General features: G+C 65.7%; 18 protein-coding genes and 1 tRNA gene. 9 read left to right on the top strand and 10 right to left on the bottom strand.

The window, feature by feature from the left end; all coding sequences use genetic code 11:
* The first annotated feature begins 9 nt into the window (after positions 1 to 9).
* Positions 10 to 393, top strand: coding sequence for a 5-carboxymethyl-2-hydroxymuconate isomerase (locus ACY34H_RS07230; RefSeq protein ID WP_464976811.1), 384 nt, complete (start codon positions 10 to 12; stop codon positions 391 to 393).
* A gap of 118 nt (positions 394 to 511) precedes the next feature.
* Here the strand turns inward: ACY34H_RS07230 and ACY34H_RS07225 are convergent, their stop codons facing one another.
* From ACY34H_RS07225 to ACY34H_RS07210, 4 genes are all read right to left on the bottom strand, one after another.
* Positions 512 to 1,396: an SMP-30/gluconolactonase/LRE family protein gene (locus ACY34H_RS07225; protein ID WP_464976810.1), complete on the bottom strand. Its 885-nt coding sequence runs from the start codon at positions 1,394 to 1,396 to the stop codon at positions 512 to 514.
* Positions 1,396 to 2,976 carry an aldehyde dehydrogenase (NADP(+)) gene (locus tag ACY34H_RS07220; RefSeq protein WP_464976809.1) on the bottom strand — a complete coding sequence of 527 codons (1,581 nt, stop codon included), beginning with the start codon at positions 2,974 to 2,976 and terminating at the stop codon, positions 1,396 to 1,398. The genes ACY34H_RS07225 and ACY34H_RS07220 overlap by 1 nt, the downstream gene beginning before the upstream one ends.
* An 11-nt stretch (positions 2,977 to 2,987) precedes the next feature.
* Entirely contained in the window at positions 2,988 to 3,899 is a 912-nt protein-coding gene (kdgD, locus tag ACY34H_RS07215) for a 5-dehydro-4-deoxyglucarate dehydratase (protein WP_464976808.1), read from the bottom strand.
* A gap of 224 nt (positions 3,900 to 4,123) precedes the next feature.
* The gene (locus tag ACY34H_RS07210; protein ID WP_464976807.1) at positions 4,124 to 4,858 is read right to left on the bottom strand and encodes a FadR/GntR family transcriptional regulator; all 735 of its coding nucleotides are present in this window, start codon (positions 4,856 to 4,858) and stop codon (positions 4,124 to 4,126) included.
* 57 nt (positions 4,859 to 4,915) lie between these two features.
* Between ACY34H_RS07210 and ACY34H_RS07205 the strand changes: the two genes are divergently transcribed.
* The 3 genes from ACY34H_RS07205 to ACY34H_RS07195 all read left to right on the top strand — a co-directional run bounded on the left by ACY34H_RS07205 (position 4,916) and on the right by ACY34H_RS07195 (position 7,435).
* Complete coding sequence (locus ACY34H_RS07205; RefSeq protein WP_464976806.1) at positions 4,916 to 5,431, top strand: hypothetical protein; 516 nt, start codon at positions 4,916 to 4,918, stop codon at positions 5,429 to 5,431.
* Between the two features lie 78 nt (positions 5,432 to 5,509).
* A complete protein-coding gene (locus tag ACY34H_RS07200; RefSeq protein ID WP_464976805.1) occupies positions 5,510 to 6,271 on the top strand; it encodes a DeoR/GlpR family DNA-binding transcription regulator in 762 nt (253 codons plus the stop codon).
* 3 nt (positions 6,272 to 6,274) lie between these two features.
* Positions 6,275 to 7,435, top strand: a complete 1,161-nt coding sequence (locus ACY34H_RS07195) for an MFS transporter (protein ID WP_464976804.1) — start codon at positions 6,275 to 6,277, stop codon at positions 7,433 to 7,435.
* 2 nt (positions 7,436 to 7,437) lie between these two features.
* Here the strand turns inward: ACY34H_RS07195 and ACY34H_RS07190 are convergent, their stop codons facing one another.
* The 3 genes from ACY34H_RS07190 to ACY34H_RS07180 all read right to left on the bottom strand — a co-directional run bounded on the left by ACY34H_RS07190 (position 7,438) and on the right by ACY34H_RS07180 (position 8,633).
* Entirely contained in the window at positions 7,438 to 7,617 is a 180-nt protein-coding gene (locus tag ACY34H_RS07190; protein WP_464976803.1) for a hypothetical protein, read from the bottom strand.
* A 40-nt stretch (positions 7,618 to 7,657) separates the two neighbouring features.
* Positions 7,658 to 8,119, bottom strand: a complete 462-nt coding sequence (locus ACY34H_RS07185) for a GNAT family N-acetyltransferase (protein WP_464976802.1) — start codon at positions 8,117 to 8,119, stop codon at positions 7,658 to 7,660.
* Between the two features lie 112 nt (positions 8,120 to 8,231).
* Positions 8,232 to 8,633, bottom strand: a complete 402-nt coding sequence (locus tag ACY34H_RS07180) for a cupin domain-containing protein (RefSeq protein WP_464976801.1) — start codon at positions 8,631 to 8,633, stop codon at positions 8,232 to 8,234.
* A gap of 319 nt (positions 8,634 to 8,952) precedes the next feature.
* On the opposite strand from ACY34H_RS07180, the gene ACY34H_RS07175 reads away from it, so the two are divergent.
* Positions 8,953 to 10,281 (top strand): sigma-54 dependent transcriptional regulator, encoded by a 1,329-nt coding sequence (locus tag ACY34H_RS07175; protein ID WP_464976800.1) that lies wholly within the window; start codon positions 8,953 to 8,955, stop codon positions 10,279 to 10,281.
* A gap of 75 nt (positions 10,282 to 10,356) precedes the next feature.
* A complete protein-coding gene (locus tag ACY34H_RS07170; RefSeq protein WP_464976799.1) occupies positions 10,357 to 11,025 on the top strand; it encodes an SGNH/GDSL hydrolase family protein in 669 nt (222 codons plus the stop codon).
* 34 nt (positions 11,026 to 11,059) lie between these two features.
* On the opposite strand, the gene ACY34H_RS07165 is transcribed toward ACY34H_RS07170, so the two are convergent.
* Positions 11,060 to 11,920, bottom strand: a complete 861-nt coding sequence (locus tag ACY34H_RS07165; protein ID WP_464976798.1) for a PEP-CTERM sorting domain-containing protein — start codon at positions 11,918 to 11,920, stop codon at positions 11,060 to 11,062.
* Positions 11,921 to 11,998: 78 nt separating this feature from the next.
* Positions 11,999 to 12,874, bottom strand: a complete 876-nt coding sequence (locus tag ACY34H_RS07160; RefSeq protein ID WP_464976797.1) for a PEPxxWA-CTERM sorting domain-containing protein — start codon at positions 12,872 to 12,874, stop codon at positions 11,999 to 12,001.
* A gap of 373 nt (positions 12,875 to 13,247) precedes the next feature.
* Here ACY34H_RS07160 and ACY34H_RS07155 point away from each other — a divergent pair, with 373 nt between their 5' ends.
* Complete coding sequence (locus tag ACY34H_RS07155; protein WP_464976796.1) at positions 13,248 to 16,358, top strand: S8 family serine peptidase; 3,111 nt, start codon at positions 13,248 to 13,250, stop codon at positions 16,356 to 16,358.
* Positions 16,359 to 16,563: 205 nt separating this feature from the next.
* Here the strand turns inward: ACY34H_RS07155 and ACY34H_RS07150 are convergent.
* Positions 16,564 to 16,648 (bottom strand) — tRNA-Leu (locus ACY34H_RS07150).
* 317 nt (positions 16,649 to 16,965) lie between these two features.
* Here ACY34H_RS07150 and ACY34H_RS07145 point away from each other — a divergent pair.
* Complete coding sequence (locus ACY34H_RS07145) at positions 16,966 to 17,727, top strand: DUF6445 family protein (RefSeq protein WP_464976795.1); 762 nt, start codon at positions 16,966 to 16,968, stop codon at positions 17,725 to 17,727.
* A 276-nt stretch (positions 17,728 to 18,003) separates the two neighbouring features.
* On the top strand, positions 18,004 to 18,459 hold the full coding sequence (locus tag ACY34H_RS07140; protein WP_464976794.1) for a hypothetical protein: 456 nt from the start codon (positions 18,004 to 18,006) through the stop codon (positions 18,457 to 18,459).
* Positions 18,460 to 18,509 lie beyond the last annotated feature (50 nt).

Raw genomic sequence — 18,509 nt, 5'->3', positions numbered from 1 at the left:
ACCCCTGGCATGCCCCACTTGAGAATCGAATACACCGGCAACCTCGACGGCCACGTCGACATGCAGGCCTTGTGCAACGTATTGTGCCGTACCCTGACGCAGTTCCAGGACGACACCGGCAATTCCGTCTTCCCGCTCACCGGCACCCGCGTGCTTGCCTATCCGGCGCCCTATGCGGCGGTGGCCGATGGCGCCGAGGACCGCGCCTTTCTCTATCTGCTGCTGCGCATTGCTCCCGGCCGGCCGCAACCGTTGCTGGACGCCGTCGGCAAGGCGCTGCTGGCGCAGATCGACTGCGCGCTGGCACCCGTCACCGCGCTGCGCTCGATCCGCGCCACCCTGCAGTTCGACGAAGGGCGGCCGGTCTATGAAGGGAAATGGGCGTCGGCCTGAGAAGTTGGCTTGAGAAGTTGGCCTGAGAAGCCGGCCTGGGAAGCCGGCCTGCGAGTTGCCTTGAGATGCAAAAAAGCCCCGGTCCACAGGACCGGGGCTTTTCATTGAAGCGGTTGAATCAGAACGCGCAGGAAGCGTCGGCCAATCCCTGTACACCCGGATTGAGCAGGATGACGCTGCCGCCCCATTCGGCATCCTCAGGCTTGCCGGACACGATCGAGGTCACGATCATCGTCCGCAGGTCGGGCCCGCCGAACGTGCACATCGACGGTTTCGCGAACGGCACGTCGATGCGGCGGTCCAGCTTGCCCTGCGGCGTGAAGCGCAGCAGGGCGCCGGCATCGTTGGCGCAGATCCAGTAGCAGCCGTCGGCATCGACCACGGCGCCGTCGGGACGGCCCACGTGATCGGCCAGGTTGGCGAACACCCGGCGGTTCGACGGCGTGCCCGTTTCGACGTCGTAATCGAAGGCCCAGACCAGGCGGCTCTTCGGATGCGAATCGGACAGGTACATCGTCTTGCCATCCGGCGACCACGACAGGCCGTTCTGCGTCAGCAGCCCGGACACCACCGGCTGCGACAGGCCATTGCCATCGTAGCGGTACAGCTGCCCGATGTCCTTCGCGGCACTCATGTCCATGAACATGGTGCCGCTCCAGAAGCGGCCTTGCCGGTCGGTGCGGCCATCGTTGAAGCGCATGCCCGCACCGAGATCGGCCGGCTTGCCCAGCAGCGTGGTGGCCACCGTGCCGTTGTCGAACAGGTCGACGTCGTACATCCCCGTTTCCATGCCGGCGATCAGGCCGCCACGGGCACGCGGTGCCACGCAGCCGGCCATCTCGGGCAGGTCCCACGCTCGCGCCTTGCCGGCGGCATCGAGCCGCCAGACGCGTTTCGCGGGAATGTCGACCCAGTACCACGCCCGGGCAGCGGCATCCCACGCCGGGCTTTCGCCCGTCGTGCAATGCACGCCGTCGATACGTTCGATCGACGGGTTTGCCATTACTTCAGCACCAGCTCGCCGTCGACAACGCGCGGGATGCCCAGCGAGTTGGCGCTGTCCAGCGACGCTGGCAGCAGCTCGGCCGGCACGTCCTGGTACGAGACCGGACGCAGGAAGCGGTCGATCGCGGACGCGCCCACCGAGGTGGAGCGGCTGTCGGACGTGGACGGGAACGGGCCGCCGTGCACCATCGCGTGCGACACTTCCACGCCGGTGCCGAAGCCGTTGAACAGGATGCGGCCAGCCTTGCGTTCCAGCGTTGGCAGCAGTTTCTTCGCCACGGCGATGTCGGCGCCGGTGGCATGCACGGCGGCGGTCAGCTGACCTTCGACGTGTTCTGCTACCGCTACCAGCTGGGCTTCGTCTTTGACGCGGATCAGCAGCGACGTCGGGCCAAAGATCTCGCCTTCCAGTTCCGGCTTGGCCAGGAAGTGTTCGCCCGAGGTTTCGTACAGTGCAGCAACCGCGCCGCACGGCACTTCGCTCGTCTTGCCTTGTGCGACCAGCTTCACGCCTTCGATGCCTGCCAGTTGCGCCACGCCCTTGTTGTAGGCGGAGTGGATGCCCGGGGTCAGCATCGTGGCGGCGCCCTTGGCGGCCAGCGCCACCTTGGTGCCTTCGAGGAACTTGTCCAGCGCCGGCGAATCGATCGCGATCAGCAGGCCCGGGTTGGTGCAGAACTGGCCTGCGCCCAGCGTCAGCGAGTCGGCGAATTGCTGCGACAGCTTTTCGTTGGACGACAGCGCGCCTTCCAGGAAGAACACCGGGTTGATCGAGCTCATTTCCGCATACACGGGAATCGGCTCTTCACGGGCAGCGGCGGTCTTCATCAGTGCCACGCCGCCGGCGCGGGAACCGGTGAAGCCCACGGCCTTGATGACCGGGTTGCTGACCAGGTTCTGGCCGATGGTCTGGCCGGAGCCGATCAGCATCGAGAACACGCCTTCCGGCATGTCGCACTCGATGGCGGCCTGCTGCACGGCTTTCGCCACCAGCTCGGACGTACCCAGGTGAGCCGAGTGCGCCTTGACGATGACCGGGCAGCCGGCTGCCAGCGCGGACGCGGTGTCGCCACCGGCCACGGAGAATGCCAGCGGGAAGTTGCTGGCGCCGAACACGGCAACCGGGCCCAGGCCGATCTTGCGCAGGCGGATGTCCGGACGCGGTGCCGGTGCGCGGTCCGGCAGCGCGGAGTCCAGCGTGGCGCTCAGGTAGCGGCCGTCGCGCACGACTTTTGCGAACAGGCGCAGCTGATTGCAGGTGCGGCCACGCTCGCCTTCCAGGCGGGCCTGCGGCAGACCCGTTTCCTGCATCGCACGTTCGACCAGGGTTGCGCCCAGGCCCATGATGCGGTCGGCGATCGTTTCCAGGAACTTGGCACGCTGTTCCGGCGTCGTTTCGCGGTAGCGATCGAACGCCTCCCACGCCAGCTTGCAGGCCAGGTCCAGCTCGGCCTGGGAAGCCAGGCCGAAAGCCGGCTCGATCTGCTCGTTGCGAGACGGATCGATGGCCTTGACGGAGCCTTCCTTGCCGCTCACGGTCGAGCGGCCAATGATCATTTCACCTTTAATCTGCTGCATTTGCTCTCCTTTTACTGCGGGCCTTGTGCTCGCATCAGTTTTTCCAGCATTGCGACTTCTTCTTCGTTCAGGTCGGTCAGCGGTGCGCGCACCGGACCGGCGTCGTAGCCTGCAATCTTCGCGCCAGCTTTCACGATGGACACGGCGTAACCGGCTTTGCGGTTGCGGATTTCCAGGTACGGCAGGAAGAATTCGTCGATCAGACGGTTCTGGGTCGCGCGGTCGTCGTTGGCGACTGCGTGATAGAAGTCCATCGCCAGCTTCGGCATGAAGTTGAAGACAGCGGAAGAGTATACAGGGACTCCGAGAGCTTTGTACGCGGCGGCGTAAATCTCCGCCGTCGGCAGGCCGCCCAGGTAGCTGAAGCGGTCGCCCATGCGGCGCCAGATCGACATCATCAGTTCGATGTCGCCGATGCCATCCTTGAAGCCGATCAGGTTCGGGTTACGGTCGGCCAGCTTCTCCAGCGAGTCGGCGTTCAGGCGGCAGGCGCCACGGTTGTATACGACCACGCCGAAATCGACGGATTTGCAGACTTCTTCGACGTGACGCACCAGGCCGTCCTGGCTGGCTTCGGTCAGGTAGTGCGGCAGCAGCAGGATGCCCTGCGCGCCGATTTTTTCCGCTTCCTGGGCGTAGGCAATGGCTTGACGGGTCGGGCCGCCAGCGCCGGCCAGGATCGGCACCACGCCGCGGCAGGTGTCGACAGCGGTCTTGATGACGTCGCCGTATTCGTTCGGGGTCAGCGAGAAGAATTCACCCGTGCCGCCAGCGGCGAACAGGGCGGATGCACCGTAAGGAGCCAGCCATTCCAGGCGCTTCGCGTACGTATCGGCGCGGAAGTTACCTTGCTGGTCGAAGTCGGTGATCGGGAACGACAGCAGGCCATGGTTCAGGACTTTTTGGATTTCTAACGGGTGCATGTGTGTCTCGCTTCTTTGATAAGTGGAACGACAGGTAAAGGGTTCTGATGGCTCGCCATCGTTGTATGACATCGTACAACCATATCGAAAGCAGGGCAAGCGTTTTGGTAATCACACTGTTGCTTGAAAAATGGGGACGGACCCTGTTTTTCAGGAAATATTCCGCGACAGAGGGGAGGGCGCCTGGCCAGCCGCCTCGCGTCTCGCCTCGCCCCCCGCCAGCCTCAGCTGCCGGCGCTTTCTTCCTGCGCCTTGCGCAGCCGTTCGCGGCTGTTGGAAAGATGGGTGCGCATTGCGGCGCGCGCGCCTTCCGGATCGCGGCGCTCGATGGCGTGGAAGATATCCTCGTGCTCGCGGTTCACGCGCTGCAGGTAGGTCGACGGCTCGTCGTGCGACAGTTGCGCCGAGTTGAGGCGCGCGCGCGGGATGATCGTGGTGCCCAGGTGCGTGAGGATATCGACGAAATAGCGGTTGCCGGTCGCCTGCGCGATCAGCATGTGGAACTGCATGTCCGCCTCGATCGTGCCGCCCTGCAGGATGCGCTGCAGCGCTTCGCCCATCTCGCGCACCTGCTCTTCGGTGCGGCGTGCCGCGGCCAGCCAGGCGGCCTCGGTTTCCAGGCTGATGCGCAGTTCCAGGATGGCCAGCACGTCTTCGATGGTGCGGATGGTGTCCGGCGAGATCAGCAGGGCCGGCGCCGGCGGTTCCAGCACGAAGGTGCCGATGCCGTGGCGCGTTTCCACCAGGCCGGCGGCCTGCAGGTGCGAAATCGCTTCGCGCACCACGGTGCGGCTGACGCCATGCAGCTCCATGATCACCGATTCCGTCGGCAACTTTTCACCGGGTTTCAGCACGCCTTCGCGGATGCTCGCACCAATGCTTTCCACCACGCCCTGGGCAAGGTTGCGGTGGCGCTTTTTCGGCGCGGCGGGTGTGGTGACGGTGTCGATCATGCGCATGGGTGTCCTCGAGAAGTGCCGATTATACCAGCACGGCTGCCGCTTCCGAGAGGTTGTATGATGACCTTGCAACGCTTCGCTACCTTTGAAATAGACCTGTTCACGGCCCTTGCGATCCTGGTGCCCGGGCGGTTGCCAAAAAGACGGCATGGCAGCCCGCGCCTGATATACTGTATAAAAACACAGTATATTTTCTGGTGGGCAAGCATGAGAATCAAGATGGTCAAATTGCGCATGGGCGGTGTGTCGCTCCCCAGCCGCGTGCTGGGAGATCGCGCCGCGCCGCGCTTCGGCGACCTGCGCATCCTCGATACGGATGACCAGGGCCTGCGCCGTCCGGTCAAGCTGGCCAGGTTGATGGAGCACGATTCGCAAGTGATCCGCGAAACCCTGATCGACCCGCGCATCCTGTGGTGCGGCGACAACCGCTTCACGCTGACGGGATTCGAGCGCATCCGCAATCGCCATGGGGAAACTGTCGAGTATGCGCAGTCGTGGTTGTGCGAAATTGATCCCAGCCCTCCCGAGCGTCCTGCCGGTACCTTGCGCGCCGCACCTTACAAGGACCGTTGAGACTGCGATGCTGGTTTTTGCGTTTGTTTACGTGTTTTTGCGTTTTTGGTTTAAGATAACGCAAAACACGGAGGATTCATGCAATTGGCAGAAGAACGGCGGCGGCTGATACTGGAAGCTGTCGACACGGAAGGAAAAGTATCGGCGGCAGAGCTGGCGAGCCGCTTCGATACGTCGGAAGACACGATCCGGCGCGACTTGCGCGATCTCGACCTGGCCGGCCTGTTGCGGCGCGTGCACGGCGGGGCTGTCCGGCGCAGCGGAGAAGCCAGCTTCCTCCAGCGCGAAGGCGCGGACCAGCAGCGCAAGGCCCTGCTGGGGCAGGCATTGCGGCCGTTGCTGAAACCGCTCGACACCGTCCTGATCGACGCCGGTTCGACCAACTTGGCGCTGGCCCGGCAGCTCGACGACGGCTGCGCGGCCGCGATCGTCACCAACAGCCCGCAAATTGCACTGGCACTGGGCGAATTCCGGCGCACCCGCGTGATCCTGCTGGGTGGCACCTACTCCGCCCACTGTGGCGCCGTGCTTGGTGCCCGCACGCTGGCCGATATCCAGGCGCTGCGTGCCGACCTGTGCATCGTGGGCCTGTGCAGCCTGGCGCCGGACCGGCTCGGTGCCACCAACGATGAAGAGGCCGTGCTGAAGCGCGCCATGCTGGCCGGCAGCGTGCGCCGTGCCGCGGCCGTGCTGAACGAGCGCCTGACCGCTTCGGCACCATTCACCATCGGCAGTGCTGCCGACCTGGATCACCTCGTCCTGGAAGCCGGCGTTCCCGCCGACCAGCTTGCCAACCTGCGCCGCGAAGGCGGCCCCGACCTTATCCTCGCCGGAAGATAATCCATGAATGATCACACCGACCGTACCATCGCCCGGGCGCGCTGGGCCATCTCGACGATTTTCCTGCTGAACGGTACCGGCATCGGCCTGTGGGCGGCGCATGTGCCCGTGGTCCAGGCCCGTGCCGGGCTCGACACAGGCATGCTGGGCATGCTGCTGCTGACGATCGCCGCCGGCGCCATGGCATCGATGCCGCTGGCCGGCTGGCTGTCGACGCGCTGGGGCTCGCGGCCGGCCACGCTGGCATCCGCGTTTGCGTTTGCCGCGATGACGGCCGTGCTGATCTGCACCAGCCACCCGGTGGCCGTGTTCTTCGCGGCGTTCGCCTTCGGCGCCACCAACGGTGCGCTGGACGTGTCGATGAACGCCAACGCCAGCGAGGTGGAAATCGCCCGCGGCATTCCCACGATGTCGTCGTTCCATGCCTTCTTCAGCCTCGGCGGCTTGGTGGGCGCGGCGCTGGGCGGGCTGCTGATCCAGGGTGGCTTCGGCAATGGCTCCGGCGCGCTGGCGGCCAGTGCCGTGATCATCGCCACCACACTGGTGGTCATGCCGCGCGTGATGACAGGCCCGGCATCGGCCGCGCATACCTCCCATTTCGCGCTGCCGCGCGGCCCGGCCCTGTTCCTCGGCTTGCTCGCCCTGCTGTGCATGGCGGTGGAGGGCGCCCTGGTCGACTGGAGCGCGCTGCTGCTGACGGAGCGCGCCGGTGCCACGCCCGCCTCGGCGGCGATCGGCTACTCGGCGTTCTCGATCGCCATGGCCGCGTGCCGCTTCGCCGGCGACCGTCTCACGGTACGCTTCGGCGCCGCCAACGTGATGGTGTCCGGCGGCGTGGCGATCCTGCTGGGCCTGTTGATCGCCGTGCTCGGCACGCATTACGCGGTGGCGGCGGCGGGCTTCGCGCTGGTCGGGCTCGGCGCCGCCAACGTGGTGCCGCTGATCTTCGCGGCGGCGGCCCGCACGCCGGGCATGTCGGCCGGCGGCGGCGTGGCCACGGCGGCCACGGTCGGCTACACGGGTTTCCTGATGGGGCCGCCCGTGATCGGCTGGGTGGCGTCGCACACGAATATCGCGGTGGCGCTGGGCATCCTGTCGCTGGCCGGAGCGGTCATCGCGCTGAATGCACGGGTGGTGGTCAGGCAGGCGGAAGGCGCGCGCTGACGTCAGGTGCCGATGCCGGAGGTGCCGCTGGCGGAGGTGCCGCTGCCGGAGGTGCCGCTGGCGGAGGTGCCGCTGGCGGAGGTGCCGCCCGAAGGCGACTCTATTGGGTGCTGCGATCGGCCTGCCGGATCGCCGCGCGGCTGAGGCGCACCGATGGCGGTATCGTGGCAAGGCCGCCGCATGCCGCCATGCTGCCGGGCCGGGAAACCGGCTAGCCGCTGATCAACGGAAGCCGCGCGCAGCCAGCCTGATTTCGGCGATCATTTCGCCGTCGCCGTCCAGGCCTGTTTCCACGAACCCCAGCGATGCGTAAAAGCGCTGGCCCACGGCATTGTCCGGCTTGTAGCAGATCCAGATCCGCTGCGCATCCGGCCGCGCGCGCAGTTCCTCCAGCAACAGTTCCATTGCACGGCGGCCGATACCGCGGTTCTGCCACGCGGGATCGACCATCAGCCGGTAGATGCCATAGTGTCCCGGCGCATGCTGCTCGGGCAGGCCAAACAGCAGGAAGCCCACCGGCTTGCCCTCCAGGCAGATTGCACGCGGCTGGAATTCCGGATAATAGTGCGCCTGCGCGATCGAATAGGCATTCGATGCCACGTAGCGCGCCTGGTCGGGCGGCAGTTCGATATCCATCACCGTCTCGAAGTTGGCGCGGGTGATCGGTTCCAGGGTAATGGTCAAGGCGGGCTCCTGTCGATCGCCAGCCTTGGCCAGGGGGGCGCGGCAGAGCGAGCCGATACTGTACCGCCAAACCTCTGCCTGGCACAGTCTTCCGGCATCGCCACCGGCATGATTACTTCGCCAGCTTCACCAGCGGCTTGCTCTTGTCCACGATATACGTGGCCAGTTCCTTTGATTCTCCGCCATGCACGTTGTGCGCCGAGTGCACGGCGCCGGCCGGGATGAACAGTGCCTGCCCCGCCGTCAGCGTGACCGGCGGCTGGCCATCGATCTGATATTCCAGCGTGCCTTCCAGTACAAAAGCGATTTCCTCGCCGGGATGCGAATGGCGCGGCGCCTTGACGCCTGGGGCGAAGTCGACCCGCACCTGCACCAGTTCCTTGCCGGGCACCGTGAGGTTTTCCTTCAGGAGGTCGACGCGGCCCAGGCCGGCGACCTGTGCGTGGGCACCGATGGACAGGGCGGTACCCAGCAGGAGTGCGGAGCCGGCGATCAGGGAGCGGAGGGTGTTCATGGCGTTTCCTTTCGTTGTGAGGGGGAGTGCTCACAGTAGACCAGCGCCATGTGTATGCGGCATGTCGGCATGTATGCGCCACGACGCCGGATGTGTCCGCGGCGCGACCGGATACATGCCGATACAAGCCAGGCTGTTTCCCGGCCCGGGCGCCGCTGCCGCGCAGGACAGACAACGCAAGTTTTTTACCACCCGCTGCATCCGGATCGGCTTCTCGCACGTAGTCGAAGTGGGCACCGCCGAACCGACGGTGTCGTGACGGCACGGGTACTCGACCGTTGGGCGGGAACGAAATCACGCTGGACAGGAAACCACAGGCATGAAGACATTTCTGGGCATTACTTTCGACAGCTGCGAGGCGCGGGCGGCCTGCGATGCCGCGCACGATTTCGACGTCCGGGTGGCCGGCGACCTGGATGAGGCGCGCAAACTGCTGCACAGCCGCACGATTTCCGTCGGGCTGATCGAGGTGGGAAGCGCCGCCGCCATCGAGCCTGTCGAGCAGTTCCTCCGGGAGTATTCCTGGGTGCGGTGGATCGCGGCATGCCATGGCGGCACCCTGCTGGACGAACGCTGGCGCCGGCTGATCCACGATCACTGCGTCGACTATCACACCTACCCGGTCGATGCCACCAGGCTCGCCCATACGCTGGGGCATGCCCACGGCTTTGGCCTGCTGGCCGGGGTCGTTCCGCAAAAGGCCAGTCCGGCGCACTTGAAGATCACCGGCCAGAGTCCGGCGACGACAGCGCTGCGGCGCCAGCTGCTGAGGGTCTCGGCCGCCGATGCGCCAGTGTTGATCTGGGGCGAGAGCGGTACCGGCAAGGAACTGGTGGCGCGTGCCGTGCACGAGCACTCCGCACGCCGCGCCGGCCCGTTCGTGCCCATCAATTGCGGGGCCATCCCGGCAGCGCTGGTCCAGTCCGAACTGTTCGGCCATGAACACGGCGCGTTCACTGGCGCCGGCAAGGCGCGCGTGGGATTGCTCGAGTCGGCCAAAGGCGGCACGGTCTTCCTCGACGAGATAGGCGATCTGCCGCTGGAGATGCAGGCAAGCCTGCTGCGCTTCCTGCAGGAGAAAACCATCCAGCGGCTGGGTGGCGCCCAGCCGCTGGCAGTCGATGTCCGTGTCGTCGCGGCATCGCATGTGCGCCTGGAGGACGCGGTGGCGCGCGGCACCTTCCGTGAAGACCTGTTCTACCGCCTGAACGTCCTGGCACTCGAGGTACCAGCATTGCGCGACCGGATCGAGGACGTGCAGCTGCTGGCCGAGACATTTTTCCACCAGCATGTCCGCGAACGGGCCGCCGGCGTGAAAGGCATTTCGCTTGGCGCCCTGGCCGCGCTGCGGGCGCATGACTGGCCCGGCAACGTGCGCGAGCTGCTCAACCGTGTGCGCCGCGCTTCGGTGATGGCCGAGGGCCGGCTGATTACCGCGGAAGACCTTGGGCTTGCCGAGCCTGGCGGCGCATTATCGCTGCCCCTGAACGGCGCGCGCATGCAGGCCGAACGGGGCGTGATCGAAGCGGGCCTGCGTTCCGGCAAGAACATCACGCTGCTGGCCCGCGAGCTCGGCATCTCGCGCATGACGCTGTACCGGCTGATGTCCAGGCACGCTATCAAGGCGCCGGACCGGCGGCAGCCTTGACGGTGGCGGATGCGCACGGTGTCAAACGCCGCGGGACAGTGGCATGATGCAGTTTTACCGATGCGAGGCACGACGATGGCACACGTGGTATTGCTGGGAGATTCGATTTTCGACAATGGCGGGTATGTTCCCGAAGGCTGCGAGGTCGCAACGCAGTTGCGCCGGTGCCTGGGCGACGCGCACAAGGTGACGCTCGGCGCACGCGACGGCAGCGTCCTGGCCGACATGCCGGCGCAGTTCGCGGCGGTGGCGGCGTTGCGGGAGCCGCCAAGCCACCTCGTGATCAGCTGTGGCGGCAACGACGTGCTCGGCCTGGTCGGCGCGATGCAGTCGCCGGTGGCGTCGGTGCTGGACGCCGCGGAAATGCTGGCGGCCTGGCAGGCCGATTTCCGGCGCGACTACCGCGCCATGCTGCAGCAGGTGCAGGCCTGCGGCATGCCGTTCGCCGTGTGCACCATCTACGATGCCGTCCCCAATCTGTCGCCGGGACTGCGCAGCGCGCTGGCCCTGTTCAATGACGTGATCCTGCGTGAAGCGGTCATCCGCGCGATCCCGGTGCTCGACCTGCGCCTGGTTTGCGCGCATGCCGGCGATTACTCGGCAGTATCGCCGATCGAGCCCTCGTCCGAAGGCGGGCGGAAAATCGGCGCCGCGATCGCCGAGCTGTTGCTGGCCGACGAAGCCGATGTGGTGCGGACGGTTGTCTTCGGGGCGAGTGCGCGCCGGCCGGGGTCTGCGGACTGATCCGCGTCTTCCGGGGAACGGGGAGCGCGGCCGGTCAGGCCTTGCGGCGACGCCCCACGACGCCCAGCAGTGCGAGACCGCCCAGCAACATTGCATAGGTTCCCGGTTCGGGCACCGGCGTTATGCCATCCCATACCGCCGAATATCCTTCCACGATGACGAATGTCTGGAGGAAGCCGCTGGCCTCGGCGCTGCTGAGGTTGGAGAAGCTTGCCGACAGCAGGCCGCTCCAGCTGTTGCTGACCCCGATCGTGGTGTTATCGTCGAGCACGTCGAAGCCGGCATCGATGTAACGTTCCTGGGCATCCGAGACAAATATGCCGTTTACCATCCCGCCGACGTTCAGCAGGGCATGGCTGGTCGCGTATTCGGCCATGTCGGCTTCCAGGTTGTAGCCCATGGTCGTGCTGGCGCGCATGTCCGCCAGGACGCTGAAGGTGACCGCCGTGTTGGCGGACAGCGTGAATGTATTGTCGGGCGTTGCGCCGATGGACGCGGCGCGGTACGTGCCATAGGCATCGAGACCGCTGTGCGCCGCGCCCGCGGCGGACATCGACGTGTAGCCCGCCACATTATTCGCGGTCATGATGCTGCCGACGGAAGACGACCACGCGGAGTGCGTTTCGCCGGTGAACAGGCCTCCCTGCTGCGGTGCATAGTTCTGGAACTGGTAGCTCTCCGAAATGTCGCCGAAGCCCTCGGCCCGGCTGTCGATGAAAGAGGGCCCGTTCAGGTTGAAGGTCAGCGAAGGTGCGATGCCGTCGCCGGTATCCAGGTCGGTCAGCGTGATGACCAGGTTGCCGAAAGTCGCGCTGCTGCTGGCAGCCGCCAGCGCCGGGCCGGCCGCGGCCGCCATGCAGGCCATGGCAAGGGTGTGCAATACAAAGCGCTTCATGAATTCTCCGGTAGTGGGCTGCATTCGGTGAGCAGATTCGGTGAGCTGCGTTCGGTGAGCAAATTCGATGAGCAAAGTTCAAGCTGCTTGTCCGGCACGGCGGCGGCGGCCGAGCACGCCGATCAGCCCCAGTCCGCCCAGCAGCATGCCCCAGGTCGACGGTTCCGGCACGGCGGACAACACCGCGTCGCCCTGGATCGTGGCGTTGGCGCCGAACACGCCGAGAGTGCTGGCATTGCCGAGGTTGCTGAAACTGGCCGACAGCACGCCGCTCCAGCTGTCGGACCCGCCTCCCGGCACGCTGATACCCTGCTGCGCCAGGTCTTCCAGCGGCGTCACGCCGTCCGCCGCCAGGCCGCCGGCAAACAGCATCATCATGACCGACGCGCTTTCGCTCGTTCCCTGCCACGGGGTGGCGATGGTGGTGCTGGCGCTCATCGACGCATCCACCGAAAACACCACTTTCGTGTTGGCGGACAGCGTGAAGTCCAGCAAGCCGCTCGGGCTGCCCGGCATGCTGGCATAGCCCCAGAAATGCGAGCGTTGGTCGGCGCCGCTGAGAGCGCTACCAGACATGCTGAGAGCGCTGAACCCGACTCCGCCGTCCGAGCCGGTCACGTTGCCGGCCTGCGATGCCAGATCGGTATGCACGCTGCCGCCGACATTGGTGGCTGGCCAGGCGCCACGGTTGAAATAGGATTTGTATTGCGCACCAGGTTCGTTGATGCTGTCGCGATAATTCAGCGCCTCGCCACGGATCAGCGCGCCACCCATGTATCGCGTCGGGTCGGGCATGAACGAGATACTGGCGGCAATGCCATCGTTCGGATCGAGGTCGATCACCGTCACGGTGACATTGTCGACGGTCAGGCTGCTGAACGCATCGGCAAGGGCGGGACCGGCCGCCAAGGCCAGGAAAGCGGCGGCCGCCGCATGGAAAGCGACAAAATTCATTGAACCTCCTCGGGTTGTCATTAAGCCAAATATGCGGATCGGCGTGCGGTTTGTCTACAGCGTTATGATTTTTTTATTTTTGACAAACGGTAAAAAAACTCTGCTTTTTCTCCGCCGTTCCAGCCGCGCCTGCCGAGTGAAATTGCATGCTGGAAGCCGGTCCGGATTCCTGAAAATCGGCTGAAAAAGTCCGTCATTTTCTGTTGGAATTCGTTAACGCATTATCATTTTGCGCAAAATTCCACACTTTTCATGTGGCGGGATTGCTATATTTCACTGGCTGCCATTGCTCAGGAAGTAACGCAAACCACACGGGGAGAGTGCTGTAATGAGGAATTTCAATCTACGATATCGCCGTCTTTTTCACGTGTTGATGGGAGCGCTACCACTGCTGGCGGGCGGCCATGCGGCTCATGCCGGCGAGGTACGCCGCGCCTACATTGTCCAGCTGGCTGACCAGCCGGTGGCCAGTTACCGGGGCGGTGCCAGCGGCCTGCGCGCGACCATCGTCGCCCCCGGCAAGCGGCTGGACGCGTCCAGCACGGACGCTCGCCAGTATCGAAGCTTCCTCGGCAGGAAGCAGGACGAGGTCAAGGCGCTCCTGCCCGCCGCCACGATCACGCACCAGTACCAGGTGGTGTTCAATGGCTTTGCCGCCCGCCTCACCGACGCCGAAGTGCGAACGCTGAAAGCCAGCGGCAAGACTTTGCGCATCGTGCCGGACCAGCGCCAGCGCGTGATCACCAGCTACACCCCGACCTTCCTCGGCCTCGACCAGCCGGGCGGCCTGTGGGAACAGCTCGGCGGCAAGGAGCAGGCGGGCGAAGACATCATCGTCGGCGTGATCGACACCGGGGTCTGGCCGGAAAACCTGTCGTACGCCGACCGGGTCGACAGCAACGGCCGGCCCACGTTCGACGGCGGGGCCACGCTGGCCTATGGCGCGCCGCCTGCGCGCTGGAAGGGCGCCTGCCAGGCCGGCGAAGGATTCACGCAAGAGCACTGCAATAACAAGCTGATCGGTGCGCGTTATTTCAATGAAGGGTTCCGGGCGAGCGGCGATGCCTTGCACTGGAGCGAATTCCAGTCGCCGCGCGATTCCCTGGGCGGCCCGTCGGGCATGGGCGGGCACGGCACCCACACGTCGACCACGGCGGCAGGCAACGCCAACGTGCCGGCCATCGCACCGAACGGGGAAGTGCTGGCCGTCCGCAGCGGCATGGCGCCGCGCGCACGCATCGCCGCATACAAGGTCTGCTGGAGTTTCCGGCCAGGCGGCGCCGAGGTGGGCAATATCTGCTACGACAGCGACAGCGTCGCCGCCATCGAGGCGGCGGTGACGGACGGCGTGGATGTGCTGAACTACTCGATCACGGGCGGCATGAGCCCGCTGGAGCCCGCCGAACAGGCGTTCCGCCAGGCGGTGGCCGCCGGCGTGTTCGTGGCCGCCGCGGGCGGCAATTACGGCCCCGGCAATACCGTGAACCACATGGGCCCCTGGCTTGCCACGGTGGCCGCCGCCACGCACGACCGGACGCGCACCGCCGCGGTGACGCTGGGTAGCGGCCAGGTATTCCAGGGCGTGTCACCCAACGCCAGGGCGCTGCCGGCAATGCCGGTCATCCAGGCCGGCGCCGCCGCCATCGCAGGAGGAGACAGCTGGCTTGCCCAGCAATGCTTCGGCGCGGTGGAAGCGGGCGCGGTGCAGCTCGACCCGGAGAAGGTGGCCGGCAACATCGTGGCATGCTCGGCGGGCTATATCGATCCGGTCAGGCAGGTGGACGCGGTCAGGGCTGCCGGCGGTGCCGGCGTCATCCTGCTGGACAACGGTTCCGGCCCGTCGCTCAACGTGTACAGCTTGCCGACGGTCTACGTCAACCAGGTGGACGGCGAGGCCATCCATGCCTACGCGGCCACGCCCGGCGCCCGCGCCGCGATGTCGGCCAGCGAGCTGACGCCGATGCACGGCCCGGCACTGGCCGATTTTTCCTCGCGCGGCCCGAACGTCTTCGATCCTGGCGTGATGAAACCCGACATGGCCGCCCCCGGCGTCGATATCCTTGCCGGTATCGCACCCGGCCTGAGCGCCGCACAACGCAGCGCCGTCGTGGCCGGTACCGCGCCGCCCCTCAGCCTCTCGGCATACCTGTCCGGCACCTCGATGGCCGCACCGCACGTGGCCGGCATCGCCGCGCTGCTGAAGCAGCGGCATGGCGACTGGTCGCCGTCCGCCATCAAGTCGGCGCTGATGACCAGCGGCCGCACCGTGCTGCCGACCTCGCTCGAAGGCGACCTGGACGGCACGCTGCCCTGGGGCCAGGGCGCCGGCCTGGTGGTGCCGAACGGTGCCGCCAACCCCGGCCTGGTGTATGACATCAGCCCCGCCGACTACCAGCGGTATGTATGCGGCGCCAGTGACGAAACCGCCGACTGCGGCCAGGGCAGCCTGGCAGGTTATGCGCTGAACCTGGCATCCATCGCGCTGCCCGGCGTCGTCGGCAACCAGACCATCACCCGCCGTGTCACCAATGTCGGCGACACGGCGGCGATCTACAACGCCAGCACCAGCCTCGATGGCTTCGATGTGACGGTCACGCCGGCCACGCTGCAGCTTGCGCCGGGCGAGACCGGGAGCTACGCCGTCAGCCTGGCGCGCACCGATGCCGCGCATGGCGCCTGGAAGCTGGGCGAACTGGTGTGGGACGACGGCGAACACAAGGTGCGCAGCCCGCTGCAGGCACGCTATAACAGCGGGGTGGAAGCGCCGGCGATCGTCTCCGCCACCAGCACCAGCGGCATCCGCCGGATCGAGGTACAGGCCGGCTTCGACGGTGTGATGACGGCGGTGCGGGGAGGCATGCGCGAATACACGCGCCTGGCGCAGACCGTGACGCAGGCACCCGCCGGCTCGATCGACTCGATGACCGATGTGGTGAATGCCTGCAAGGCACGCGGCCCCGGCGTGAAGATGGTGTCGATCGGCATCCCGAACAATACCGTTATCGCGCGTTTCGAGATCTCGAACCGCGACACTGACGGCGGCGCCGACAATGACCTGGACCTGGCCGTGCTGGACCAGTACAACCAGCTGGTCGGCTTCAGCGGGCATGCCGATTCGAACGAGAGCGTCACGCTGGTCAAGCCCGGCATGGGCGTCGCGAAAATCTGCGTACTGGGCTTCCAGCTCAAGAACGGCAGCAGCACCAGCTTCACGCTGTCGTACGCCACCGCCATTCCAAACGATACACGGGGCAGCGTAAAGCTCGCGTTGCCGGCATCCGTACAACAGGGCGGCTCGTACCGGGTCGCCGTCAAGTGGACCGGCCTGGAGCAGGGCAAGCGCTACCTCGGCGGCGTGCAACTGCTCAACCCGGTCTCGGGCGCCGGCACGGTCACGCAGCTCGACATCGATACGCGCGATGTACCCCGCGAAGTGCCGACCGGGGCGTTCAAGCGTATGCGCATGGATCGCTTGGGGGATTGATCTGGGGGAGGATCGCCGGCGGGCGCGGAGCATCGCTCCTGTCGCCGCCGGATATTGGCGGCAGGGCTGGCGTCGGCCAGACTTTGGCAAGCGAGACGTGCGGGCTGTCATGCCGCCGCCTTGGACTGCTGGACAACAAAAAACCCGCCATGCCTGGGAGGCATGCGGGTTTCTGGATGCTGCTGGACTGCTTCGAATTCGTGGGTGGTGCCGGGAACCGGAATCGAACCGGTACGCCTTGCGGCGCGGGATTTTGAGTCCCGTGCGTCTACCTATTCCGCCATCCCGGCAACGCGCCGTGCATTATCACTGATTTGCAGAGCAGGAGCAACCCTGCACGCCGCTGTGTTAGCGCCGAGTATTCATGCCTCTCTCCCCCAGATGGAGATGTTCCCCAGGCTGCGCAGTAGGGGAGGATGGAATGCGATCAGATGACCGCCAGCGATGCGCTGCGCTGCCAGGTCATGGCGCACCGCTTGGAAGGTGCGACGCAGTCTTGCCACATCTTCCGGCTTTCCCATATGTCGGCGGGGCTTCGATAGGTATCATGTCACTACCGGTAGTTTCCCTAGTACGTCTTCCCCTTCGCGCCGCCCAGCCCATCATCATGACCGCATCGCCACTGCCTCAACCGCCCGGTACAGCCGGCGATCCGCTGCCCCTGCTCAACCCGAACCCGCAGGTCAGCGTCGTGCCGATCTTCGACGGGCACCAGTGCGTCGTCATCGACGACTTCATGCTCGAGCCCGAGGCACTGGTCGATTTCGCGGCAAGCAACCACGCGTTTTTCGCGAAGCAGCCGGGTAATTATTACCCCGGCCCGGAGCTGCCGCTGGGCGGCGCCCTGGCGGCACGCATTCACGACAGTTTCCTCCTGCATGCCCGCGCGCCGCTCAAGGTGCGGCGGGTGGTCGGCATGCTGAGCCGGCTGTCGCTGGTGACGCAGCGCCCGGACCAGGTGCTGCCGGGCCAGCGCGTGCCGCACCGCGACACCGCGGGCCTGCCGGTGGGCGAGGAAAGGGCGGCGATGGTGCTGTATCTCTTCAAGGATGAGCGTCACGGCGGCACCAGCTTTTTCAAGCCGCGCCTGCCAATGCCGGAGATCACGGCGATGCTGCAGGAGCTGAGGCGCCAGGAGCAATCCGGCAAGGTGGCGGCCGCGGATGCGCCGCCCACGTTTGCGATCGGTTCGACCCGCTATTTCGAGAAAATACTGACGATACCGCCGCGCTACAACCGGGCGATTTTCTACAATGGCGGGCTGTTTCACTCAGGCGATCTGCACACCCCGGAACTGATGGTGAACGATCCGCGCACGGGACGCCTGACGGCCAATGCCTTCTTCCATGTACGGCTGGCCATGAGCTGATCCGTGGCGTTAGCAGCCGCGCGTTAGCTCCACGAAGCACCGTGCGCCAGGCCGTTTTTCCTCGATCCAGCGCCCATCTTGCAGCTTATATAGACAAGTTCTCGTCATTTTCGCGCAGTGCGCGTTCCATCCGGGGCGCCATGCATTTCATCCCGCGTTTTCTACGCTTCATCGCTTCCCGCTGCCCTCCCGGAGTTGTCTTTGTTACCTTGCATACGTCGCCGCACATTACAGAAGAGGCGGTGACCACCTTGGCAAACAACTTCGGAGATTCACATGAACAAATCGTTTATCGGCGCAGCAGCAGTCGTCCTCAGCATCCTGGCTCCGTTCTCGGCACAGGCCCAGGCCCCGGCCCCGGCTGACCAGCCCAGCGTTGCCGTCACGGCGCCGCGCCAGTCGTACACGCTGGGTTCCAGCGAATTCAACGAGTTCGCCAATGCCTACACGCTGAGTAACGGCCAGGTGGCCCAGTTCACCCAGCGCGGCAACCATTACTATGTGCAGCTGAAAGGCACCTACCGCGAGCTGCAGCGTGAAGAGCGCGGCGCCCAGCCATCTGCATCGACCCGCCTGCGCGCGGTCGGCCCCGGCGCTTTCGTCACAGACAGCGGTGCCGAGCTGACCTTCCGCGAACAGGGCGACGAAGTGACGATCAACGGCTTCGAGCGGCTGGCGGATGCCCGCGTGGCCGCCAACCAGACGAATGTGCAGATGATCGCGCGTCGCTGATGCAATGAGCATCACACGACAAAAGGCCCGCGTCAGCGGGCCTTGTCGTA

The organism is Pseudoduganella sp. jia 9, assembly GCF_055502615.1.
Note: the sequence above shows the minus strand (reverse complement) of the source record. Positions and strands in the feature narration are given on the sequence as shown.